Genomic DNA, 24,036 nt, shown 5'->3' with positions numbered 1-24,036 from the left:
CTAACAGTTGCGCATACGTTTGCGCATACGTATCGACAAGCTCGGTGTCGCCCCGGGGAACGGAGTCGACATGTTCATCAACACCCGGAACACCGCGGGGCCGCACCCCGCTGGGAGCCGTATCGTCAACCGTCGCCGTGTGCTGCAGGGCGCCGCGCTGGCCGCCGCCGCGCTTCCGCTTGCCGCCTGCGGCCGGGGCGGCGCGGCCGGCAAGGGCGGAGAGGTCACCTCCTTGAAGGTGCTCGACTACTACGCCGACGAGCCGGACAACCAGATCTTCCAGAAGGCGCTGGAGGCCGCTGCCGAGCAGGTCGGCGTCACCATTGAGCGCGAGGCCGTCTCCGGCACCGGCCTGATCCAGAAGGTGCTGCAGATGAGCTCCTCGCGCACTCTGCCCGACCTGCTCATGCTAGACAATCCCGACTTGCAGCAGATCGCGGCGACGGGTGCGCTGGCGCCGCTGAGCACCTTCGGCATCACCTCCGACGGCTTCATCGACGGATTCGTCGGCGCGGGCACCTACGACGGCGAGCTCTACGGCATGGGCCCGTGCGCCAACACCCTCGGCCTGTACTACAACAAGGACCTCCTGAACGCCGCCGGCGTCGCCGTGCCCACCACCTGGGACGAGCTGAAGGCCACCGCCAAGACCCTGACCAAGGACGGTGCATACGGGGTCGCCTTCTGCGCCAAGGCCTCCTACGAGGGCTCCTGGCAGTTCCTGCCCTTCTTCTGGTCCGCGGGCGCGGACGAGACCGACATCGCCAGCCCGGAGGCGGCCAGCGCTCTCCAGCTGCTGGTGGACCTGGTGAATGAGGGCTCGGCCTCCCAGTCCGTCGTCAACTGGGGTCAGGGGGACCTGGGCGACCAGTTCACCTCCGGCAAGGCGGCCATGATCGTCAACGGCCCGTGGATGACCAACACCTTCAACGACTCCGGCATCAACTGGGGCGTGGCCGAGATCCCGGTGCCCAAGGCGGGGGCGACCGGCGTGTCTCCCCTCGGCGGCGAGCTGTGGACAGTGCCGGCCACTGGCGACGAGGCGCGCCAGAAGAAGGCCGCCGAGCTGCTGTCGGTACTGCTGGGCAAGGAGTCGATCCTGGAACTCAACACCACCCGCTTCACCATCCCCACCCGCGAGGAGGGCGACGCCGACTACCTCGCCGAGCTGCCGGACATGGAGCCCCTGGTCACCGCCGTCAACAACGGGCGCTCCCGCACCGCCAAGCTCGGTGAGGCCTGGCCCAAGACGGCGGAGGCCCTGTACAACGCCATGCAGTCCGCCCTGACCGGCAAGGCCGCCCCATTGCAGGCCCTCCAGACCGCCAAGGCGGACTTCGTCTCTTGAAGGCGGCGGCGGCCGGGTGCGACCCCGCTTCCGGCCGCCGCGTCGGCTCGACTGACCGCAACCCACCCCGAAGGAGACGATGATGACTGAACCGCGCCCAGACCCGGCGCGCCGGCGGATGCGTCGGCGCGAGGAGGTCTTCCGCTGGGCCTTCCTGGCACCCGCGATCGCGTTCCTGCTGCTGTACTTCGGCTATCCGATCGTCAAGAACCTGATGATGAGCGTGCAGGACTACACCACCCGCACCTTCTACACCGGCGAATCCCCGTTCGTGGGGCTTGCGAACTACGCGGCGGTTGTGAAGTCCTCCGTGTTCTCAACCGCGCTGATCAACACGGTGCTGTTCACGGTCGGCTCCATCACCGGGCAGTTCACCATCGGCCTGGCCCTGGCGGTCTTCTTCAAGAAGCACTTCCCGCTCAACGGGGTCATGCGCTCACTCATGCTGCTGCCATGGCTGCTGCCCATGATCGTGTCCAGCGCCATCTGGAAGTGGATGCTGGACAAGGACTCCGGCGTCGTCAACCAGCTCCTCGGGCTCGCCGGCGTCGAGAACATTCCGTGGCTTACCAGCACCGAGGTCGCCCTGATCGCCGTCGTCATGGTCAACATCTGGCTGGGCATCCCCTTCAACATGACCATCCTGTACTCCGGCCTGCAGGACATCCCCGACGAGCTCTACGAGGCCGCCGCCCTGGACGGCGCCACCGGCTGGAGGGCCTTCAGGAACATCACCTGGCCACTGCTGCGGCCGGTGGTCTCCGTGGTGCTCATTCTCGGAGTGGTCTACACCCTCAAGGTCCTCGACATCATTCTGGGCCTGACCGAGGGAGGCCCCTCAAATGCCACCGAGACCCTGGCCACGCAGTCCTACCGGCTGTCCTTCGCGAACTTCGAATTCGGGCAGGGCGCGGCACTCGGGAACATCCTGGTGCTCATCTCCCTGGTGTTCGCCATGGTCTACCTGCGGATGACTCGCTCCGGAACGGAGGACTGAGGCCATGTCTCACAAACAGCACCGCAGGTCCTGGGTCTATACGGTATTGGGCTGCCTCTTCCTGGCGTTCATGCTGTTTCCGGTCTACTGGATGGTAAACGCCTCCCTCCAGCCCGGGGTCTCCACCGCCGACCTCGACTGGTTCCCCATTCGCCCGGGCCTGGACGGCTACCGCGCGGCCTTCTCCACCCAGGGCCCGAATCTGCTCACCAGCCTGGTGGTGGCCATGGGCGCCGTCCTGGTCAGCCTGACGGTCGCCACCCCGGCGGCCTACGCCCTGAGCCTGTACCGGGTGCGCGGGGCGGGGGCGGTGATGTTCACCCTGCTGCTGAGCCAGATGATTCCCGGGATCGTGATCGCCAACGCGTTGTACTCGGCCTACAACGACCTGGGGATCCTCAACACCACGGTTGGTCTGATCCTGGCCGACTCGGCTCTGGGCATCCCCTTCTCAATCCTGATCATTCAGGCCTTCATGCGGGCCATCCCCATGTCCCTGCTGGAGGCCGCCCGGGTCGACGGCGCGGGACGGCTGCGCACCTTCGTCTCCATCGTCCTGCCGCTGAGCCGGAATGCCATGATCACCGCCGCGCTGTTCAGCTTCCTGTTCGCCTGGAGCGACTTCCTGTTCGCCCTCACACTGAACTCGAACTCGGCCGCACGTCCGGTGACCCTGGGGATCTACCTGTTCATCGGCGGGTACGTGGCCGACTGGGGCTCGGTAATGGCGACGGCGACCATGGCGTCCGTGCCCGCCGCCGTGCTGCTGGTGGCGGCGCAGAAGTACATTGCGGCGGGCGCCACCGGTGGTGCCGTCAAGGCCTGAGCCGAACCACTCATTTCATTCAAGACTCCCCTTTTCAATGACATTAGGAGAAAGAAGTGCTGGACTATTCGCCAATCGACAACGGCTTCGAAGTGCGCCACGAGCACGAGGTGCTTCGCGTCGAACAATGGGGGCGCGACTCGGTGCGGGTACGCGCCGCGCAGCACCGCATCCCCACTGACGACGTCGGCGCCCTGGACGCGCCCCCACCGGCAGCCCCCGGCTGCCGGGTGAGCCGCGAGGGGGACGCGGTCACCCTGGTGGCGGGCGGGATCACGGTTCGGGCCCGGCTCGACTCCGGCGACGGCAAGCCCGCCGTGATGCTGAGCTTCCACCGGACCGACGAGGGCACTGAGCTGCTGGCCGAGGAGCGCGAGCACTTCTGGTGGCCGGGTGCGCACGTGTTCTACGGAAGCAGGTCGGGACTGTTCGAGATCCACCAGCGTTTCAAGGCATACGCGGACGAGCGCATCTACGGCCTGGGCCAGCACCAGCACGGCCGCCTGAACCACAAGGGGCTCGTAGTCGACCTTTTGCAGCGCAACACCGAGGTCTCCATCCCGTTCTACCTGTCCAGCCGCGGCTATGGGTTCCTGTGGAACAACCCCGCCGTCGGCCGGGTCGAGTTCGCGGAGAACGGCACCCGTTGGGTGGCCGACGCCGCTCCCGCATTGGACTACTGGGTGACCGCGGGCTCCAGCCCCGCGCAGATCATGGCCCACTACGCCGACGCCGTCGGGCACGCCCCGCAGCTGCCCGAATGGGCCTCCGGCTTCTGGCAGTGCAAGCTCCGGTACCGCAACCAGCAGGAGCTCCTGGAGGTGGCACGCGAGTACAAGCGACGCGGACTGCCGCTGTCGGTGATCGTCACCGACTTCTTCCACTGGACCGCAATGGGGGACTACCGCTTCGACCCGGAGGAGTACCCGGACCCCGCCGGCATGATGCGGGAGCTGGAGGAGCTCGGCGTGAGGCTGATGGTGTCGATCTGGCCCACCATCTCGCCGCTGTCGGACAACTATGAGGAGATGAGCGCTCGCGGCCTGCTGGTCGGATGCGACCAGGGAGTGGAGTTCCACCAGGACATCCATGACAAGCGGATGCCCCGCTCCCTGCCGGTGGCCTTCTACGACCCCACCAACCCGCGCACCAGGCGGTTCGTCTGGGAGACGGTGAAGCGGAACTACTTCGACCTCGGAGTGCGGGTGTGGTGGCTGGACGCCTGCGAGCCCGAGCTCAACCCCGGGCACCCGAAGAATCTGTCGTTCCATGCCGGCCCGGGGGCCGCCGTCGCCAACATCTACCCCCGTGACAATGCCCGCCTGTTCCACGAGGGCCACCACGCCTCCGGGGGAGGCGACACCGTGCTGCTGTGCCGCTCGGCGTGGGCGGGCCAGGCCAAGTACGGTGCGGCGGTGTGGTCCGGCGACATTCCGCCGACCTGGGAGTCCCTGGCGGTGCAGGTACGCGCGGGACTGAGCATCGGCATCTCCGGCATCCCCTGGTGGACCACCGACATCGGCGGCTTCCACGGGGGAGACCCCGACGACGAGACCTACCGCGAGCTGTACGCCCGCTGGTTCGCCTATGGCACGTTCTGCCCCCTGTTCAGGCTCCATGGGCACCGCGAGCCGCGTGGTGAACTGGGGTCCCCCCTGAGCGGTGGTCCGAACGAGGTGTGGAGCTACGGAGAGCGCTGCCTGGAGATCTCCCGCACCCACATGGAGCTGCGCGAACGCCTGCGCCCCTATATCGCCGAAGTAATGGCGACGGCTTCGGCCACGGGTATGCCCGCGATGCGGGCACTGTTCCTGGAGTTCCCGCAAGATGCGGAGGCCTGGGACGTCGAGGATGAGTTCCTCCTGGGGCCGGATCTGCTGGTAGCCCCGGTGACGACGCCGGGTGTGGTGAGCAGGCACGTGTACCTGCCCGCCGGCGCCAGCTGGACGGAGATCCACACCGGGAAGACCTTCGAAGGGGGCGTCGGCATCGAGGCGGAGGCGCCGTATGAGTACATCCCCGTGTTCCTCCGGGGCGGCAGCCTCATACTCTGACGGGCCCGGCACGCGATAGGTGGTTGTCCGGATTCGGGACAAACGAGCCCGTGGAGCTGAACGGCGTGCTTCGACGCGTTGGAATCATGCGTTTTTTTCCGCGGGCGCTGAGCGTGTTGGCACCGTTTGTCCCGGATTTGGACACTTTCGCAAGTCTTGAGGTGGGATCAGCGGCCCTGCCGCAGCAGCCGGGCCGCTGAGCCGGCACCGCTCTCAGCCGAGCTTGAAGGCACGACGGGGGACGGCGTCGACCAGATCGCGGGCCACCGCGGCCGCCTCATCCATTCCCAGCCGGTGCTCGACCACCAGCCGCGCCAGGAAGCCCGCGTCGCAGCGGCGGGCGATGCCGTGGCGGGCCGGGATCGAGCAGAAGGCCCGGGTGTCGTCGATGAAACCGGAGGTCTTGTAGAAGGTCGCCGACCCCGTCGTCGCCTCCCGGAAGCGCACTATCGCATCCGGCTCGTCGATGAACCACCACGGCACCCCCACGTACACCGCCCGGTACCAGCCGGCCAGAGGCGCCAGCTCCCGGGAGTAGACCGCCTCATCAATGGTGAAGGGGATCAGGTGGAAGCCCGCGGCATTGCCGTAGGCGTCCAGCAGCGGCCGCAGCGCGCGGGTGAACTCCACCCCCATGGGGATGTCCCCGCCGACGTCGGCCCCGTACCGGGCCAGCGCCCCGGAGTCGTGGTTGCGGTACACGGCCGGGTGCAGCGTCATCACCAACCCGTCGTCCACCGCCAGCCGGGCCTGATCACTTAGCATGTGCCGCCGCAGCCGGGCGGCATCGGTGGCGTCGATCGTCCCCGCCAGGGCGCGCGCGTATAGCACCTCCGCCTCCGCCTCCTCCAGCCGCTGCGTGCCCGCGTCCGCATGCGAGTGGTCGGAGGAGACCGCCCCGCAGGACTTGAAGAAGGCCCGACGCCGCCGCATCGCTTCCACGTGCCCGGCGTAGGTGGATACGTCCTGGTCGGCGGCCAGTCCCAGCGCCTCGGTCAGTGCCCGCCAGTCGGGCCGGGCCGGCTCCAGGTAGGCGTCCGGCCGGAACGTCGGGATCACCCGGCCGTTCCAATCCGGGTCGGCGGCCAGGGCGCGGTGAGCGGCCAGGTCCGAGCAGGGATCGTCCGTGGTGGCCAGCACCGCGATATTGAAGCGCTGGTACAACGCCCGGGCGGTGAACTCCGGGGTGCGCAGGGCGGCGTCGATCTGGTCGTAGATCGCGTCCGCCGTGCGCGCCGACGGGCGCGCACGCACCCCGAACACGTCGTGGAATACCTCGGTGAACCAGGTCTGCACCGGCGTGCCCGCGAGCAGGTGCCAGTGCTTGCACAGCAGCCGGAATGCCGTCCGCGACCGCTCCGGGCTCAGCCCGCTGCCCACCGGGACGCCCAGGTCCGCCAGCTCCACCCCGGCCAGGGAGTGCAGCAGCCGGTTGGTGTAGTGGTCGGGGGTGAGCAGCAGGCTGGTGGGGTCGGCGAAGGAGATGTCGCGCGCCAACCACTCCGCCGGGACGTGCCCGTGCGGGGAGATGATCGGCGCCTCGGCCACCTCCGCCAATAGCTCTCGGGCAACCGCCCGGGTGGTCGGGTCGGCGGGTAGCAGTCGGTCGGGGTCGAGAGTGAGGGGCTGGGACGCTGTTGAGGCGGACACGGCGGTCTCCTTGGTGAGTGGTGTTGATGCCGGGGGCATAGAAGTCGACGACGATGCCGGTTGCGGTCGACCCCCGCGCGGGCATCGTCGTCGGGGCGATGACGACGGGCTCAGGTGATATCCGGCAGGGCAGGTGGTGTTGCGGGTGCAGGCCCGACGCTCTGGCGCTCCTGCAGGGACATTTCCAACATGGTGACCGCCGGCTGCGGCTGGGACCGGTGGCGCAGGTGTCCGACGATCGCCGTCGCTGCTCGCGAGCCCAGCCGCCGCGCCCCGGCCGCCAGGGAGGTGAGCGCCGGGTTGGTCAGGGAGGAAAGGTCCACGTTGTCCACGCCGATGATCGACACCTCCTCAGGCACGCGCAGCCCGCGGGCGAGCGCCGCCTTCATGAAGCCGATCGCCAGGAGGTCGTTGTAGCCGACAACGGCGCTGGTCGGGCGGCGACCCCACACCTCCAAGGCATGCAGTCCCCCACCGACGGTGGGGGAGAAGGGGCCGATCCGATGCGGGCGCAGGCCGAAGACATGGCAGGCGCGGGTCAGCCCCTCCCAGCGGGTGCCATTCGACCATGACTCCGGCGGCCCGGCCAGGTAGGTCAGTTCCCGGTGCCCGTGGGAAGCCAGGTGCTCGACCACGGTGTGCATTCCCTGCACGGAGTCCGACAGGATGGAGGTGACGCCGGGGATCCGCCGGTTCAACGACACCACCGGTACGGCCCGGTTGAACTGCTGGATCGCGGAGTTGCTCATACGGGACGAGGCCAGGACGATCCCGTCGATCAGGTGCAGCACTTTCCCGATAGCCGCGCGTTCCTCGGCAGCATTCTCCCGGGAGTCGACCAGCAGCACGGTGTAGCCGTTGGCGCGGGCGGACTCCTGCAGGCCGATCATGACCCGGCTGAAGAACGGGTTGCCGACGTCGGCAATCGCCAAGGCGATCACATAGGTCTCCTCCGCCGAGTCGGCAGGGCGACGTGGTCGGGTGCGTTTGTAGCCGAGATCTTCGGCAACTTCAAGGTCGCGGCCACCACCCTGCGGCAGGTGCGTACCGCCACCGTCAACGACTGGTCGGCGATCGCCTGATCGAGGCAGGACGGTTTCGTGCGCTCCACCCGGCGGCCGGGCCTGGAGATCCTCGACCGGGTGGGCGGAGGCGACTCCTTCGCCTCCGGCCTGATCTACGGGCTCATAGAAACCGGGGACCTTGCCACCGCCGTCGAGTACGGCGCCGCCCACGGCGCTCTGGCCATGACCACACCCGGCGACACCACCATGGCCACCAGGGCCGAGGTACTGCGGCTCGCTGCGGGCGGCGGGGCCCGCGTGCAGCGCTGATGGGGCCGACGACGGCGCAGCCCCCGGCGGTACGAGGGCGTGCGCCGCACGGGCAGTCACCAGTAAGGCCGCGGGAAGATTGCCTTGTCTACCGATTTCGGTACGTAACTTCTACCGATCTGGGCGCGTAACTTCTACCGATCTCGGCGATGGGTCGGGAGAGGGAGGAACGGTAGGTCACATCCAGGCGGCGGGGTCGGCGACGACCTCCTCCAGGAGCGACCAGGCGGCGCCGGTGACCGCGGGGGTCTGGTCCTGTGAGGTGGTGATCACCTCGGGCACCGACCAGCGCGAGGACAGCACCCGCTGTCGCAGCTCCGCCTCCAGCTCGGGGCGCAGGATCTCGGACAGCGGGGCGAGGTGCCCGCCCAGGATCACCGTGGGGATGTCCAGGATGTTGATGGCGGCGCCCAGCCCGACTCCGAGCGCCTGCGCGGCCCGGGTGACGGCTCGGCGCGCCTGGGGCTCGCCGGCCTCCCACGCGGCCACCAGCTGGTCCGGCCCCGCCGTCGGCTCCAGGCCGGCAGCGGCCAAGATGAGCTGGCGTCCCGCGTAGCGCTCGACACAGCCGCGGTTGCCGCAGGTGCACAAGGGGCCGGTCGGGTCCGCCTGAATGTGCCCGATCTCGCCGGCGAAGCCCGAGACTCCGAGCATTACCTGGCCCTCGCGCACAATTCCCGCGCCGATGCCGTTCTCCCCGGACAGGTAGATGTAGGAGGGCGCCGAGTGCGGTGCCGCGGGTCGGCTGCGGCCCGCGGTCAGCGCGCCGAAGTTCGCCTCGTTGCCCAGGTGCAGGACCAGGCCGTCAGGTTGCAGCGCCTCGGCCAGGAACGGGCGCGGGTCGATCCGCTCCCAGCCCAGGTTGGGCGCGCGCAGCAGGGTCTCGTGCGAGACCAGCCCCGGCAGCGCGATGGCAGCGCCGACCTTGCGCGCATGCCGCACGGTGTCCAGCGCCAGTGCTTCGGTGGCCAGTTCCGCCAGTCGGGGGAGGACCTGGGCCGGGTCGGATGCCTCGAAGTCGTCAAGCACCACCCGCTCGGCCAGCACCTGGCCGGACAGGTCAATCGCCCGCACTGCCATGCGGGAGACGTTCACCTCCAGGCCGATGGCCACGAAGGTGCCCCGTGCGGGCGCCAGCGGCACCGCCGGCCGGCCGGGGCCGGAGGCGGGCGAGGGCTCCAGCTCGCTCAGGATGCCGGCGGACACGAGATCGTCGGCGAGCCGGGAGGCGGTGGAGCGGGTCATGCCGGTGGCGGCGGCGACGTCGGCCCGCGATACCGGCTCGGGTTGGGCGAACACGTGACCGGCCAACAGGGCCAGGTTCGCTGTGCGCAGGCTGGACTGCCGGGCGGAGACAGGGGCGGTGCAGGCCTGGGGGCGGGAAGTGCGGGAGGCCGACTCCGGCGTCGGGCGGATTTCAGACACGGCTTGACCATACCGCACCGCTGTGCCATAGTTGCGTCAGCGAACAAATCCGGCTCGAGGAGGAACCATGGTTCGTAAGCCCACTAAGGAAGACAAGTTCTCATTCGGTCTGTGGACCGTCGGCTGGCTGGCCGCCGACCCCTTCGGCGACACCACCCGCGCGGCGCTCAAGCCCTGGGAGTATGCCGAGAAGCTCGCCGAGCTCGGCGCCTGGGGCATCACCTTCCACGACAATGACGTCTTCCCCTTCGACGCCACCGACGCCGAGCGGGCCGAAATCGTCGGCAAGCTCAAGGACACGGTGGACGCCACGGGCCTGACCATCGAGATGGTCACCACCAACACCTTCACCCACCCGATCTTCAAGGACGGCGGCCTGACCAACAACGACCGCTCCATCCGCCGCTTCGGGCTGCGCAAGATCCTGCGCAACGTGGACCTGGCCGCCGAGCTGGGCGCCACCACCTTCGTCATGTGGGGCGGCCGCGAGGGCGCCGAGTACGACTCCTCCAAGGACCTGGGGGCCGTATTCGACCGCTACAAGGAGGGCCTGGACACCGTCGCCCAGTACATCAAGGACCAGGGCTACAACCTGCGCATCGGCCTGGAGCCCAAGCCGAACGAGCCCCGCGGCGACATCTTCCTGCCCACCGTCGGCCACGCCCTGGCGCTGATCGCCGAGCTGGACAACGGCGACATCGTCGGCCTGAACCCCGAGGTCGGCCACGAGCAGATGGCGGGCCTGAACTACACCCACGCCCTGGCGCAGGCCTTGAAGGCCGGCAAGCTCTTCCACATCGACCTCAACGGTCAGAAGGGCCTGAAGTACGACCAGGACCTCGTCTTCGGCCACGGCGACTTGCTCAGCGCCTTCTTCACCGTCGACCTGCTGGTCAACGGCTTCCCCGGCGGCGGTCCCCGCTACGAGGGCCCGGTCCACTTCGACTACAAGCCCTCGCGCACCGACGGCATTGACGGCGTGTGGGAGTCCGCGGCCGCCAACATGGAGATGTACATCCAGCTGGCGGAGAAGGCCCGCGCCTTCCGGGCCGACCCGGCCGTTCAGGAGGCTCTCAAGCTCTCCGGCATCTACGAGCTCAGCGAGCCGACCCTGGCCGAGGGCGAGACCATCGCCGACCTGCTCGCCGACCGCTCCGCCTACGAGGACTTCGACGCCGAGGCGGCCGCCGCCCGCGACTACCACTACGTCGACCTGTACGAGAAGGCGGTCCAGCACCTCATCGGCTGAACCCTCAGCCGACCCAGCGGCCGCGCAGGCGGCCGATCCAGAAGTACACAAACCGTCCGGCCGCGCGCTGAGCGATCAGCCCGCGGCCGGACGGCCTTCAACGCGGAAGGAACCCCCATGCCCCTCGTCGCCGGCGTCGACTCCTCGACGCAGTCCTGCAAGCTTGTAATCCGTGACGCCACCTCCGGTGCCCTGGTCCGTGAGGCCAAGGCCTCGCACCCGGACGGCTCGGAGATCCACCCCGAGCACTGGTGGAGCGCACTCAACGAAGTGATCGACGTCGTCGGCGGGCTCGACGACGTCGCCGCCCTGAGCGTCGGCGGCCAGCAGCACGGCATGGTGGTGCTCGACGCCGACGGCGAGGTCATCCGCCCCGCACTGCTGTGGAACGACACCCGCAGCGCCGGTGCCGCCCGCGACCTCATCCGCGAGCTCGGCGCCGGCGACGAGGCCGCAGGCGCCAAGGCCTGGGCCGACGCCGTCGGCTCCGTGCTGGTCGCCTCCCTGACCATCACCAAGCTGCGCTGGCTGGCGGACCACGAGCCCGACAATGCCGCCCGCATCGCCGCCGTCTGCCTGCCGCACGACTGGCTCACCTGGAAACTGTCCGGCGCGACCTCCCTGGACGCCCTGGTAACCGACCGCTCCGACGCCTCCGGCACCGGCTACTTCGACTCCGTGACCAACACCTACCGCCGTGACCTGCTCGCGCTCGCCCTGCGCCGCAGCGAGGCCGAGGTCGCCGACATCGTGCTGCCGCGCGTCGTCGGTCCGCACGAGGTGGCCGCCCGCGGCGGCACCTTTACAACGCCGTCGGGCAGTGAGCGCGACCTGACCCACCTGGTGCTCGGACCCGGCTGCGGCGACAACGCCGGCGCCGCCCTCGGGCTCGGCCTGCGCCCGGGCGCCACCAGCGTCTCCCTGGGCACCTCCGGCGTGGTCGCCGCCGTCTCCGCCACCCCCACGCACGACGCCTCCGGGCTGGTCACCGGCTTCGCCGATGCCACCGGCGCCTTCCTGCCGCTGGCCTGCACCCTCAATGCCGCCCGCATCCTGGACGCTGCCAAGCAGGTGCTGGGCGTGTCCTACGACGAGTTCGACCGGCTGGCCCTTTCCGCCGAGCCCGGCGCGGCCGGGCTGGTCCACGTCCCCTACCTGGAGGGGGAGCGCACCCCGAACCTGCCCGAGGCCACCGGCATGCTCACCGGCATGACGCTCGCGTCGCTCACCCCCGCCAACTATGCGCGCGCCGCCGTCGAGGGGCTGCTGTGCCTGATGGGGGCGTGCGTGGATGCCGTGCGCGGCCAGGGGGTAGAGGTGGATGCGGTCACGCTCGTGGGCGGGGGAGTGAAGTGGGCCTGTGCCCGGGAGCTCGCCCCCGCCGTGCTCGGCGTACCGGTGGACGTGCCCGAGCCCGGCGAGTACGTCGCCAACGGCGCCGCCAAGCAGGCGGCCTGGGTGCTCGCCGGGGGCGAGGCGCCGCCCACGTGGGAACTCGGCCCGGTCGAGCACCTGACCGCCGCGCCTCAGCCCGAGGTGCGCGCCGCCTATGACGCCGCCGCGGCCCTGGTGGCCGCCGCCCAGCAGGACTGAGCGCTTGGACGGGGGCCGCAGCAGTGTCCGTGCCGGGAGAATGTCCGAGATCGGCACAAACGGCGCCTGCGGGCCTCTGGGCGGACTGCAAAACGGCGTGATTGCAACGTTCAGTCGAAGGTGAATCGGCGCGACCGGCCCGTTTGTGCCGAATCATGACAGTTTCCTCAATGACGCGGCGACGTGGCTACCGCTACCCCCCGCCACGGCGCCGTCTAGCTGCCTTCTGACAGTCTGGGGGTGGTCTATCGGTTTATGTTGCGAAACGCAACGAAACCATTGAAGTCTGGTTTCGGGCTGGCTAGTGTTGGGGTGCGGGCCAGCGTCGGCCGGCATCCTTCCTAGCCATCCTCCCTGCCCGGAGTGTCATACGCGCGGGCCCATGTCGGTTCGTACCACCACATGGGGTCAAGGCCGCGTTGTCTTCATTCGTCCGTGCAGAGAGGCCAACAGCAAAGGCAAGCGCATGCGCACTACGACAACCCGGCACCCACGCCGGATCCGCCTGCTCGGGGCGGCAGCCGCGGCCGCCATCGCGACCGCGGGCGTGGCTGCAGGGGCGGCCGCCGTCGAAACTCCGACAGAGCCCCAGCCCTATGCGGTCAGCTACTCCAACTTCGAGTCCAGTCAGCCCGATATGCCCTGGGCTCCACGCGGCGAGGGCGTGACCACCACAACCACCAACGAGGTCCGCCGCAGCCCGTGGAACAGCCTGTATGTAACCGGCCGCACCCAGGCCTGGCACGGCGTGGAGATCTCCATCGGCGACTTCATGGAGGCGGGCCAGTCCTATGACGTAACCGCCTGGGTGCGCCTCCCGGACGGGGCGGCGTCCACCCGCGCCAAGCTCACCGCCGCCCAGAGCGACGGGCAGTACATCGAGATCACCCCGCTGACGGCAGTGAACTCCGATGAGTGGGTCGAGCTCACCGGTAGCTACTCGCCGCCCGAGGGTGTAGACGGGACCATCTACATCGAGCTGGAGGACCCCACCGCGTCCTTCTACGTTGACGACGCCGCCATCACCGCCTTCGCCTGCGGGCGGGGTCCGGTTGACGACTCCACCTCCTTGCTCGACGCCCTGCCCTATCCGGTAGGCGTGGCGGTTACGGCCAACACCGTCCAGGGCGACTCTCTGGAGCTGCTCAACCAGCACTTCAACCAGGTCACCCCGGAGAACTTCATGAAGCCGGAGGCCTGGTACAACGATGACCACAGCTTCGTTGACGAGAACGCCGAGGCAGACGCCGTCATGGACTGGGCCCAGGCCAATGGCGGCCGGGTATACGGGCACGTACTGGTCTGGCACTCCCAGACCCCGGACTGGCTGTTCCAGCATGAGGACGGCACCTTCCTGTCCGGCGACTCCGAGGCCGACCGGCAGGAGCTGCGCGAGCGGATGCGCACTCACATCAACAATGTGGCCAAGTACCTCTCTGACAAGTACGGGCTGTTCGGCTCGGACACCAACCCGCTGGTTGCCTTCGACGTCGTCAACGAGGTGATCACCGACGGGCCCTCGCCCGAGACCGACGGGCTGCGCAACTCCTACTGGTACCAGATCCTGGGCGAGGAGTTCATCGACGACGCCTTCATCTACGCCAACGAGGCATTCAACTCAACCTACGCCGCTCCCGGCGCCGAGCACCCGGTGACGCTGTTCATCAACGAGTACAACACCCAGTATGGCACCGACGCCTCCTCCAAGACCGGGCGCTACCACGCCCTGATCGAGCGGCTGGTGGATCGCGGCGTCCCCATCGACGGCGTCGGGCACCAGTTCCACGCCTGGCTCGATGACGACGTCGAGGGCTTCGGCGCGGCCATGAGCGCCTTCGACGACCTGCCGCTGGTGCAGGCGGTCACCGAGCTCGACGTCCCCACTCGCACCGGCACGCCCGTGGACACTCAGACTCTGCTGGACCAGGGGCGCTTCTACCAGCGCCTGTTCGAGATGTTCGCGGAGCAGGACGCCAAGCGGGACCTGTTCTCGGTGACGCTGTGGGGGCTGGTCGACTCCGGCTCGTGGCGGTTCTACGAGGGCGACCCGCTGCTGTTCGATCCGTACTACCACGGCAAGTGGGGCTATGCAGCCGCGGTCGGTCAGGAGATTCCGGCCACGCCGCAGGAATGCAGCGTTCCCGAGCCGACGCAGGAGCCGACGCCTACCGCGGGGCCCTCGGCCACTGCTGCGGAGCCTGCGGCTTCGGCTGCGCCAAGCACGAGCGGTCTGCCCGCGCCCTCGGGGGCGGCAAGTGGTACCCCGGTGGTGGGTGCGGCGCCGTCGCCGGGTGGCGGTGGTAGTCCCCTGGCGCGCACCGGCGCCGAGATGCTGGTCCTCCCGGTAGCAGCCCTGCTACTGGGCGCGGGCACGCTGTTGCTGCGGGCTCGACGCCGGATCGGCTGAGACTCCCGTAACCGGGGCGGTACGACCCGGCCACGGGGCGCGCCGGTCGGGGGACGCTACCCGCCGGCGCCGCGGGAGGGTGCGATGGGACGCCATCGCACCCTCCCGCACCATCAACCGAGCCGCCCATGCCGCCTGCCCGGCCGGGCCGCTGGCCGGCCTGAGGCCGGGGGTGAATCGCGTGCGGATCTGGTAGGGATTCGTGCGCTTGCGAGGTCGGCCTCACGGGCAGGTTGTCACGGGTCCATATAAGTGCTAGCGTGCAACTAAATGGACCTGCGGGTCCGTCAGCCCTATCAACCGAGGCGAGGAGGCCTTATGTCGAATTTGTCGCGCAGGCTGTTCATTGCAGGTGGTGCCGTCACGGCGGCGCTGCTGGCCGCATGCACCGCGGAGCGAACGGCCGACTACTACGGTGACACGGGCGGCGGCGCGGGCGCCCTGATCGGCGTCTCCATGCCGACCAAGAACCTGGAGCGCTGGAGCCGTGACGGTGAGAACCTCAAGCGGATGCTGGAGGAGCTCGGATACACCGTCGAGCTGCAGTTCGCCGACAACAAGGTCGAGCAGCAGAACTCTCAGATCCAGACCATGCTCAACAAGTCCCCGGCGGTGATCGTCGTCGGCGCCATCGACGGCTCGGCGCTCGGCCCGGTGCTCCAGAGCGCGGCCGGGCTCGGGATCAAGGTGATCGCCTATGACCGCCTGATCCGAGACACCGAGGCGGTCGACTACTACGTCACCTTCGACAACTACAACGTCGGAGCCATGCAGGGGCAGTACATCGTGGATGCCCTCGAGCTCGACACCGCATCCGGACCCTTCAACTTCGAGCCCTTCGCCGGCTCCCCGGACGACAACAACGCCCGCTTCTTCTTCGAGGGCGCCTGGGACGTACTGAGCCCCTACATCGAGTCCGGCAAGCTCGTGTGTCCCTCGGGCAAGCTGCCCGCCAGCGTCGACGACTGGCAGTCGATCGGCATTCAGGCCTGGTCGAACACCACCGCCCAGGCCGAGATGGAGAACCGCCTGAACTCCTTCTACTCCACCACCAAGCGCGTCGACGTGATCCTGTCCCCCAACGACGCCATCGCGCTGGGAATCGGCCAGGCCCTCGCCTCGGCCGGGTACGGCGATGACAACTGGCCCGTGCTCACCGGGCAGGACGCCGACCAGGCCAACGTGGCCAACATCGTCAAGGGGCGCCAGTCCATGACGGTCTTCAAGGACACCCGCCTGCTGGGGGAGCGCTGCGCCACCATGGTCGACCAGCTCGCCCGGGGCGAGGAAGTGGAAGTCAACGACACCGAGTCCTACGACAACGGCCAGCTGGTGGTCCCCTCCTACCTGATCGACCCGGTTACCGTGAACGCGGACAACGTCCAGGAGGTACTGGTCGACTCCGGCTACTACACCGCGGCGGAGGTCGGGCTGTAATGGCGGCCAAGCCGAGTAACCCGCAACCGTCCGCGTCTACCCGGGAAACGGCGTCGGAGGCCGACACCATCCTCGAGATGCGCCACATCACCAAGGCCTTCGGCGAGTTCAAGGCGCTGGACGACGTCAACCTGGAGGTGCACCGCGGCGAGATCCACGCCATCTGCGGCGAGAACGGCGCCGGCAAGTCGACGCTGATGAACGTGCTGTCCGGGGTCTGGCCCCGTGGCACCTACGACGGCGACATCTACTACGACGGTCAGGTCCGCGAGTTCCGCTCCATCCGGGACTCCGAGGCCGTCGGCATCGTCATCATCCACCAGGAGCTCGCCCTCAGTCCGTATCTCTCCGTGGCAGAGAACATCTTCATGGGTAACGAGAAGGCCCGCCGCGGCTTCATCGACTGGGACGCCACCAATGAGGCCGCGGCCGAGCTGCTGCGCGAGGTCGGCCTGGACATCCGCCCGCAGACACGCGTGGCGGACCTCGGCGTCGGTCAGCAGCAACTGGTGGAGATCGCCAAGGCGCTGTCCAAGGACGTGCGCCTGCTGATCCTCGACGAGCCCACCGCCGCCCTCAACGACGACGACTCCGCCCACCTGCTCGACCTCATGTGGGGCCTGCGCGAGCGCGGCATCACCATGGTGATGATCTCCCACAAGCTGGCGGAGGTGGCCGGCGTGGCCGACCGCACCACCGTCATCCGTGACGGCCGCACCGTTCACACCGCGCCGTTGCACGGCGTCGGCGCCATCGGCGAGGACGAGATCATCCGCCTCATGGTCGGACGCGAGCTGTCCAGCCGCTTCCCTGAGCACACCTCCCAGGTCGGTGAGGAGGCGTTGAGGATCAGCGACTGGACGGTGCACCACCCCATCGACACCTCCCGCGCGGTTGTCGAGGACGCCGCACTGACGCTGCGACGCGGCGAGATCGTCGGGCTCGCCGGCCTCATGGGGGCCGGGCGCACGGAGCTGGCCATGAGCCTGTTCGGACGCTCCTGGGGCACCGGCATCTCCGGGCACGTCTACAAGGACGGCAAGGAGATCTCCACCGCCACCGTGCGGCAGGCCATCGACAACGGCCTGGCCTACGTCACCGAGGACCGCAAGGTGCTCGGCCTGAACCTGATCCAGGACGTCAAGACCAACACCACGGCGGTGGCCCTGGACAAGGTCTCCTCCCACGGCATCGTCGACGACGCCGCCGAGGTTGAGGTGGCTGAACGCTACCGCCGCGAGCTGCGCACCAAGACCACCTCGCTTACCACCCCGGTCGGCTCCCTGTCGGGCGGCAACCAGCAGAAGGTCGTGCTCGCCAAGTGGATGTTCTCAGACCCCGACGTGCTCATCCTCGACGAGCCCACCCGCGGCATCGACGTCGGCGCCAAGTACGAGATCTATCAGATCATCAACAACCTGGCCGATTCCGGCAAGGCCATCCTCGTCATCTCCTCGGAGCTGCCCGAACTCCTGGGGATATGCGACCGCATCTACACCATGAGCCAAGGCCGGATAACGGGGCAACTGCCCCGGGCCGAGGCCACCCAGGAGAACCTTATGAAGCTCATGACCATCGAGAAGGACGCCGGCGGGCAGGGGCCCGCGCCGCGCATGGACCAGGAAGGGGCGGAACAGTGAACCAAATGAGCTCAACCGGTGTGAAGCTGCGGGAATCCCTGGGGCGCAACCTGCGCCAGTACGGCATCCTCGCCGCGCTGGTCGCCATCATCATCTTCTTCCAGATCCTGACCGGCGGGCTGCTGCTGGCGCCCAACAACGTCGCCAGCCTCATCCAGCAGAACGCCTACGTGATGATCCTGGCGGTCGGCATGGTCATGATCATCATCGCCCGGCACATCGACCTGTCGGTCGGCTCGATCGTCGGCTTCGTCGGAGGCGTCATCGGGCTGCTGGTGGTCAACTCCGGCGTGCCCTGGCCGCTAGCGGTACTGGTGGCGATCGTGATCGGCCTGCTCATCGGTTGCTGGCAGGGATTCTGGGTGGCGATCATGGAGATCCCCGCCTTCATCGTGACCCTGGGAAGCATGCTCATCTTCCGGGGACTGACGGTGGTGCTGGTCCAGCGCACCGTTTCCGGGCTGCCCGCACCCTTCGTCAGCATCGCCAACGGTTCACTGCCCGCCTGGCTGGGCTACCTCAAGAACTACGACGGCGTCACCATCCTCATCGGCCTGCTCGCCATCGCCGGGCTGGTGTTCACCCAGCTGCGCTCGCGGCGCCGCAACCGTGCGGCCGGGCGTGCGGTGGACCCGGCCGGAGTGGTGGCTGCGCGCCTGCTCGTATTCGCGGCCGCGATCGGCTTCTTCACCATGCTGCTCGCATACTCGGCCGGCGGCACGCCGATCGTCCTGGTGATCGTCGGCGCGGTCATCCTCATCTACTCCTTCGTCATGAACAAGAGCGTGTTCGGACGCCACATCTACGCCGTCGGCGGCAACCTGAAGGCAGCCCGCCTGTCCGGCGTGAACGTCAAGCGGGTGGACTTCCTGGTCTTCGTCAACATGGGCTTCCTCGCCTCGCTGGCGGCCATCGTCACCACCTCGCGGGCGGGTGCCGCGGTCTCCACCGCCGGCAACCTGTACGAGATGGACGCCATTGCCGCGGCGTACATCGGCGGAGCGGCGGTCTCCGGCGGTGTGGGTCGCGTATCGGGCGCCATCATCGGTGCCTTGATCATGGGCGTGCTCAACATGGGGCTGTCCATCATGGCGGTCGACTCCGCCTGGCAGCAGGCCATCAAGGGCCTGGTGCTGGTGCTCGCCGTCGCCGTGGACATCGTCGGCAAGCGCCGCAGCGGCGCCTGATCGCGGCCTGAAGCGTGGGGGCCGGCAGCTTGGCTGCCGGCCCCCACGCGTGCGGCGTAGGAGGTCTTGTGTAAGCGGTTCCTCATCGCCGCTGCTGCGTAGACGGCTTCGGTGTTGGTCGGTATCTGCTCGGTGGGGGCCAACAAAATGTCCGAGATCGGCACAAACGCCTCCTGCGCGCCTTGGAGCGAACCGCAGAACGGCGCAAATGTGCCGATTCGTCAAACAGCATTAGGCATGACCAGACCGTTTGTGCCGATCTCGGACAGTCTCCGAATAGTCGGTGCGAGCGTGGGGGTGGATCAGGTGCGTCAGTTCGCCCCGGCAGCGCGGCACAACCATCCCGGCCATCGCACCCCCAAACCGGCCCTGCCACGCGGGCTAGCGCGTGGCAGGGCCGGTGACCCGTGAGGCTACCGGTTCAAGACCGCCGCGGCGCCGCCGTGGAGGCGCGCACCACGAGCGAGGTCGGCACCAGATCCTGGCCGGTCTCGGCCACTCCGGTGTTCATCATGCGCACCAGGCGGGCCATGCAGGCCCGGCCCATGCCGGCGAAGTCCTGGTGCACGGTCGTGAGCGGGGGAGCGAAGTCCGCGGCCAGGGGGATGTCGTCGAAGCCCACCACCGACAGGTCCTCCGGGACGCGCCGGCCCAGGTCTTGCGCTGCGTGCAGCAGGCCGAGCGACATCTCGTCGTTCGCGCAGAAGACGGCGGTGCAGGTCGGATCCTCCAATAGGGTGTGCGCGGCCCGGTACCCGGAGCCGGCCGACCAGTCCCCGTGAGCGGGCTCGGGCACCCGCCGTCCCGTCTCGGTGAGCACCTCCCGCCAGGCCTTTTCACGGCGCTGCGCAGAATACGAGTGGGCGGGGCCGGTGATGTGGTGGACGGTCTCGTGACCCAGCGCCAGCAGGTGCTCGACGGCGGAGCGGGTGCCGGCGGCCTGGTCGGTGTCGACTACGGCGTGGTCGGGGCCCAGGGCGGAGTCGACCACGACGAGGTGCTCGACGTCCGGGATGGTGAAGGACGCGTCCTCGGAGTCGTCCGGCATCGACTCCATCACCAGGATGACGCCGTCCACCAGCAGCTCATGCAGGCGGTCGAAGGCGCCGGAGACGGAGGCGGTGGTGCGTGCCTGGGGGGCCAGCAGGGTGACGGTGTAGCCGTGGGCCGAGGCGGACTCGGAGATTGCTGCGAGAGTGGAGGTGTTGCCGGTGGCGGTCAGGTCGAACATGACCACCCCGATGTTGCGGAAGCTGCCGCGCTTGAGGGCGCGGGCGGCTGCGTTGGGGCGGTAGCCGAGCTCGCGCATGGCCGCGACCACCCGCTCACGGGTTTCTGGAACCACGCCCTCGTACCCGTTGGACACGCGTGAGACGGTCTGTGCGGAGACGCCGGCCTGCCGGGCCACGTCCGCCATGGAGACCTGACGACGGCGTCGGGCTGGCATGGCGACCTCCTAATGGCGAGAGGGTGTCATCGTAACGGTTGACAGGGTCAACGTTGATGTGACAAGCTAACACCCGTTCATGATGTTTGCGCAACCATCCCCATAATTGCCGCTGATTACGTAAACATTCCCTATCGGCTTACTCCGCTCAGTGCAGAGACGGAAGGACAAGGATGTCGGCGATCCCCGTCGCAGCGAGCACGCCTAGTGCCGCACCACCCAAGCAAGCGCCCGCGCGGCGCCCCAGACGCCGCTGGACCGGATGGGGCTTCGTGGGCCCCTTCATGCTGGTCTTCGCCTTCGTCTTCCTGGCGCCCATCCTCTACTCGATCTACCTCAGCCTGTTCCAAAAGCGCATGGTGGGCGGCAACCAGTTCGTCGGCCTGGACAACTACACCCAGCTCCTGGCCGACCCGCAGTTCTGGGAGGCCTTCCGCCGCGTGGCCCTGTTCCTGGTGGTCCAGGTACCGATCATGCTCACGCTGTCGCTGTTGGCGGCGCTGGCGATCGACTCCCTGAAGCTGTACGGCACGGCCTTCTTCCGCATCTCCATCTTCATGCCCTACGCCGTCCCCGCGGTGGTGGCCGCCCTGATGTGGGGCTTCATGTACGGCAACCGCTTCGGCCTGGTCGGCTCGCTGTCCGACTTCCTGGGCGTGAGCATCCCCGACCCGCTGGGCGCGAACATGATCCTGGTGTCGATCGGAAACATCGTCACCTGGGAGTTCGTCGGCTACAACATGCTGATCTTCTACTCCTCGCTGAAGACCATCCCGCACAGCCTGTACGAGGCCGCAGCCATCGACGGCGCCAGTGAGTGGCGCATCATCACCGCCATAAAGATCCCGGCGCTGCGGGGCGCCCTGGGAATCGCCACCATCTTCTCGATCATCGGCTCCTTCCAGTTGTTCAACGAGCCCTCGATCCTGCAGAGCCTGGCGCCCAACGCCATCACCACCTACTACACGCCCAACTACTACGCCTACAACCTCTCCTTCGCCGGCCAGCAGTACAACTACTCGGCCACCGTCGCCATCGTCATGGGCCTGATCACCATGGCCGTGGCCTACCTCGTCCAGCTGCGCGGGAACCGGGAGAACTGAGCCATGAGCAAGCAGACCACCCCGCCCGTCGCCCACCGCGGCTACAACGTCGAGAACCCCCGCAAGAGCCGCCTGCTGACCGTCGTGATGGGCCTGATGCTCATCTACACCTACCTGCCGCTGCTGTGGCTGTTCATCTCCTCCACCAAGACCCAGGGCGACCTCTTCTCCACCTTCGGACTGTGGTTCGGTCACGACTTCGCCCTGTGGGACAACGTCCGCGAGACGCTGACCTACAACGACGGCCAGTTCGTGCGCTGGTTCCTCAACACGCTCATGTACGTGATCCTGGGGGCGGGCGGCTCCGTGCTGCTGTCGGTCCTGGCCGGGTACGGCCTGGCCAAGTTCGACTTCCCCGGCAAGAACGCGGTCTTCGCCATCGTCATCGGCGCCGTCGCGGTTCCGGGCACGGCCCTGGCGGTGCCGACCTTCCTCATGTTCGCCAAGCTGGGCCTGACCAACACCCCCTGGTCGGTGATCATCCCGTCGCTTATCTCCCCCTTCGGGCTGTACCTGATGTGGCAGTTCACCCGCGACGCCGTGCCCACCGAGCTGCTCGAGGCCGCCCGGATCGACGGCGCGAGCGAGTTCCGCACCTTCCGCCAGGTGGCCCTGCCGCTGCTCGGCCCCGGCATCGTCACGGTGGCGCTCTTCGCGATCGTGGCCACCTGGAACAACTACTTCCTGCCGTTGATCATGCTCAAGGACGCCAGCTGGTACCCGCTGACGATCGGCCTGAACGCCTGGAACGCCCAGGCCGCCACCGCGGGCGGGCAGGCGATCTTCAACCTGGTCATCACCGCCTCGCTGCTCACCATCATCCCGCTGATCGCCGCCTTCCTCAGCCTGCAGCGCTTCTGGCAGGCCGGCCTGGCCTCCGGCGGCGTCAAGGAATGAGATCACCCCAACACTCCCACCAGCACCGCAAGGGTGCGAACTGGAAAGGAAGAACCATGACCATCGACCGTCGAATGTTCCTGCGAGCCACCTCCGCCGTCGCCATGGCCGGTGCCACCTCGGCACTCCTGGCCGCCTGCGGCTCGGACTCCTCGTCCCCAGACAGTGCCGATGCCGACCCCTCGGCCGCGGCGGCGGCCGCCGAGGCCGGCGGCGAGCTGCTCGTATGGGCCTGGGACAATACCATTGAGCCCTGCGCGCAGGCCTTCATGGAGAAGTACCCGGGTGTGAAGGTGACCGTGACCAACGTCGGCACCTCCGCCGACCAGTACACCTCGCTGCAGAACGCCATCTCCGCGGGCAAGGGCGGCCCCGACGTCGCCCAGATCGAGTACTACGCGCTGCCGCAGTTCTCCATCTCAGAGTCCCTGGCGGACCTGACTCAGTTCGGCGCCGCCGACTACGAGGGCACCTTCACCGCGGGCCCGTGGGACTCCGTGCACACCGGTGAGGGCGTTTACGGCCTGCCCCTGGACTCCGGCCCGATGGCCATGTTCTACAACGAGGAGGTCTTCACCGAGCTCGGCGTCGACGTGCCCACCACCTGGGACGAGTACCTGGAGGCCGCCCGCAAGATCCACGCGGCCGACCCGAGCAAGTACATCGCCAACGACACCGGCGATGCCGGCTCCACCCTCTCCGGATTGTGGCAGGCGGGAGCCAAGCCCTACACGGTTGACGGCACCAACGTCACCATTGACTTCTCCGGATCCGAGGCCGAGAAGTACTCGGAGCTGCAGACCACCATGATCAAGGAGGGGCTGCTCGCCCCGATCTCCGGCTGGACCGACGAGTGGTTCCAGGCCCTGGGCGACGGCACCATCGCCACGCTGGTCACCGGCGCCTGGATGCCCGGCAACTTCACCTCCTCCGTGCCGAACGCCTCCGGCAAGTGGCGGGTGGCTGCCCAGCCCCGGTGGGACGCCGACACCCCCGCCTGCGCCGAGAACGGCGGCTCCTCGCTGGCGGTCATGGCCGCCTCCGACAAGCAGGCCCTGGCCTACTCCTTCGTCCAGTTCTGCTCCGCGCAGGAGGGCATCCAGATCCGCATCGACGGCGGCGCCTTCCCCTCCACGACGGCCGAGCTCGACTCCGAGGAGTTCCTGGGCAAGGAGTTCGAGTACTTCGGCGGCCAGAAGGCCAACGAGGTCCTGTCCCAGGCCGCCAAGGACGTGCTGCCCGGATGGACCTACCTGCCCTTCCAGGTCTACGCGAACTCGATCTTCAACGACCACGTGGGCAAGGCCTACACGACGGGCGGCTCCACCACCATCGCAGAGGGCCTCGCCTCCTGGCAGGACGCCTGCATCACCTACGGGAACCAGCAGGGCTTCACGGTCTCCTGACCGCGCACCCGTACACGTCATAGCTTGATTCGAATC

18 protein-coding genes are annotated in these 24,036 nt (G+C 68.2%); 14 read left to right on the top strand and 4 right to left on the bottom strand.

Annotation, left to right across the window (positions count from 1 at the left end; all coding sequences use genetic code 11):
* Positions 1-70: 70 nt before the first annotated feature.
* The 4 genes from BLR49_RS05130 to BLR49_RS05115 all read left to right on the top strand — a co-directional run bounded on the left by BLR49_RS05130 (position 71) and on the right by BLR49_RS05115 (position 5,225).
* Positions 71-1,348, top strand: a complete 1,278-nt coding sequence (locus BLR49_RS05130; RefSeq protein ID WP_092534482.1) for a sugar ABC transporter substrate-binding protein — start codon at positions 71-73, stop codon at positions 1,346-1,348.
* Between the two features lie 82 nt (positions 1,349-1,430).
* Positions 1,431-2,345: a carbohydrate ABC transporter permease gene (locus BLR49_RS05125; RefSeq protein ID WP_092534479.1), complete on the top strand. Its 915-nt coding sequence runs from the start codon at positions 1,431-1,433 to the stop codon at positions 2,343-2,345.
* Positions 2,346-2,349: 4 nt separating this feature from the next.
* Positions 2,350-3,171 (top strand): carbohydrate ABC transporter permease, encoded by an 822-nt coding sequence (locus BLR49_RS05120; RefSeq protein ID WP_092534476.1) that lies wholly within the window; start codon positions 2,350-2,352, stop codon positions 3,169-3,171.
* A gap of 56 nt (positions 3,172-3,227) precedes the next feature.
* Entirely contained in the window at positions 3,228-5,225 is a 1,998-nt protein-coding gene (locus BLR49_RS05115; RefSeq protein ID WP_092534473.1) for a glycoside hydrolase family 31 protein, read from the top strand.
* A gap of 213 nt (positions 5,226-5,438) precedes the next feature.
* On the opposite strand, the gene uxaC is transcribed toward BLR49_RS05115, so the two are convergent.
* Positions 5,439-6,875: a glucuronate isomerase gene (gene uxaC / locus BLR49_RS05110; RefSeq protein ID WP_245690471.1), complete on the bottom strand. Its 1,437-nt coding sequence runs from the start codon at positions 6,873-6,875 to the stop codon at positions 5,439-5,441.
* A gap of 110 nt (positions 6,876-6,985) precedes the next feature.
* Positions 6,986-7,816, bottom strand: a complete 831-nt coding sequence (locus BLR49_RS05105) for a LacI family DNA-binding transcriptional regulator (RefSeq protein ID WP_245690470.1) — start codon at positions 7,814-7,816, stop codon at positions 6,986-6,988.
* Between the two features lie 159 nt (positions 7,817-7,975).
* On the opposite strand from BLR49_RS05105, the gene BLR49_RS13615 reads away from it, so the two are divergent.
* Positions 7,976-8,209, top strand: coding sequence for a PfkB family carbohydrate kinase (locus BLR49_RS13615; protein WP_245690468.1), 234 nt, complete (start codon positions 7,976-7,978; stop codon positions 8,207-8,209).
* Positions 8,210-8,386: 177 nt separating this feature from the next.
* On the opposite strand, the gene BLR49_RS05100 is transcribed toward BLR49_RS13615, so the two are convergent.
* Positions 8,387-9,634 (bottom strand): ROK family transcriptional regulator, encoded by a 1,248-nt coding sequence (locus tag BLR49_RS05100; protein ID WP_245690466.1) that lies wholly within the window; start codon positions 9,632-9,634, stop codon positions 8,387-8,389.
* A gap of 67 nt (positions 9,635-9,701) precedes the next feature.
* Here BLR49_RS05100 and xylA point away from each other — a divergent pair, with 67 nt between their 5' ends.
* From xylA to mmsB, 6 genes are all read left to right on the top strand, one after another.
* Positions 9,702-10,883, top strand: a complete 1,182-nt coding sequence (xylA, locus tag BLR49_RS05095; RefSeq protein ID WP_092534461.1) for a xylose isomerase — start codon at positions 9,702-9,704, stop codon at positions 10,881-10,883.
* Positions 10,884-11,000: 117 nt separating this feature from the next.
* Positions 11,001-12,476, top strand: a complete 1,476-nt coding sequence (locus tag BLR49_RS05090; RefSeq protein WP_092534457.1) for a xylulokinase — start codon at positions 11,001-11,003, stop codon at positions 12,474-12,476.
* Positions 12,477-12,942: 466 nt separating this feature from the next.
* Positions 12,943-14,883, top strand: a complete 1,941-nt coding sequence (locus tag BLR49_RS05085; RefSeq protein ID WP_176765787.1) for an endo-1,4-beta-xylanase — start codon at positions 12,943-12,945, stop codon at positions 14,881-14,883.
* A 318-nt stretch (positions 14,884-15,201) separates the two neighbouring features.
* Positions 15,202-16,320 carry a multiple monosaccharide ABC transporter substrate-binding protein gene (gene chvE, locus BLR49_RS05080; RefSeq protein ID WP_092534451.1) on the top strand — a complete coding sequence of 373 codons (1,119 nt, stop codon included), beginning with the start codon at positions 15,202-15,204 and terminating at the stop codon, positions 16,318-16,320.
* A gap of 77 nt (positions 16,321-16,397) precedes the next feature.
* Positions 16,398-17,960, top strand: coding sequence for a multiple monosaccharide ABC transporter ATP-binding protein (gene mmsA / locus BLR49_RS05075; RefSeq protein ID WP_245690465.1), 1,563 nt, complete (start codon positions 16,398-16,400; stop codon positions 17,958-17,960).
* 5 nt (positions 17,961-17,965) lie between these two features.
* Positions 17,966-19,147 carry a multiple monosaccharide ABC transporter permease gene (gene mmsB, locus BLR49_RS05070; protein WP_092534445.1) on the top strand — a complete coding sequence of 394 codons (1,182 nt, stop codon included), beginning with the start codon at positions 17,966-17,968 and terminating at the stop codon, positions 19,145-19,147.
* Positions 19,148-19,568: 421 nt separating this feature from the next.
* On the opposite strand, the gene BLR49_RS05065 is transcribed toward mmsB, so the two are convergent.
* Positions 19,569-20,594, bottom strand: coding sequence for a LacI family DNA-binding transcriptional regulator (locus BLR49_RS05065; RefSeq protein WP_092534442.1), 1,026 nt, complete (start codon positions 20,592-20,594; stop codon positions 19,569-19,571).
* Between the two features lie 173 nt (positions 20,595-20,767).
* Between BLR49_RS05065 and BLR49_RS05060 the strand changes: the two genes are divergently transcribed.
* Genes BLR49_RS05060 through BLR49_RS05050 form a run of 3 tightly spaced genes read left to right on the top strand, consistent with a single transcriptional unit; the run spans position 20,768 to position 24,000 of the window.
* Complete coding sequence (locus BLR49_RS05060) at positions 20,768-21,697, top strand: carbohydrate ABC transporter permease (RefSeq protein ID WP_092534439.1); 930 nt, start codon at positions 20,768-20,770, stop codon at positions 21,695-21,697.
* A gap of 3 nt (positions 21,698-21,700) precedes the next feature.
* Complete coding sequence (locus tag BLR49_RS05055; protein ID WP_218121310.1) at positions 21,701-22,594, top strand: carbohydrate ABC transporter permease; 894 nt, start codon at positions 21,701-21,703, stop codon at positions 22,592-22,594.
* A gap of 56 nt (positions 22,595-22,650) precedes the next feature.
* Positions 22,651-24,000 (top strand): ABC transporter substrate-binding protein, encoded by a 1,350-nt coding sequence (locus BLR49_RS05050; RefSeq protein ID WP_092534436.1) that lies wholly within the window; start codon positions 22,651-22,653, stop codon positions 23,998-24,000.
* The last annotated feature ends 36 nt before the right edge of the window (positions 24,001-24,036 follow it).

The organism is Actinomyces ruminicola, assembly GCF_900103885.1.
Taxonomy (GTDB): domain Bacteria; phylum Actinomycetota; class Actinomycetes; order Actinomycetales; family Actinomycetaceae; genus Actinomyces; species Actinomyces ruminicola.
Note: the sequence above shows the minus strand (reverse complement) of the source record. Positions and strands in the feature narration are given on the sequence as shown.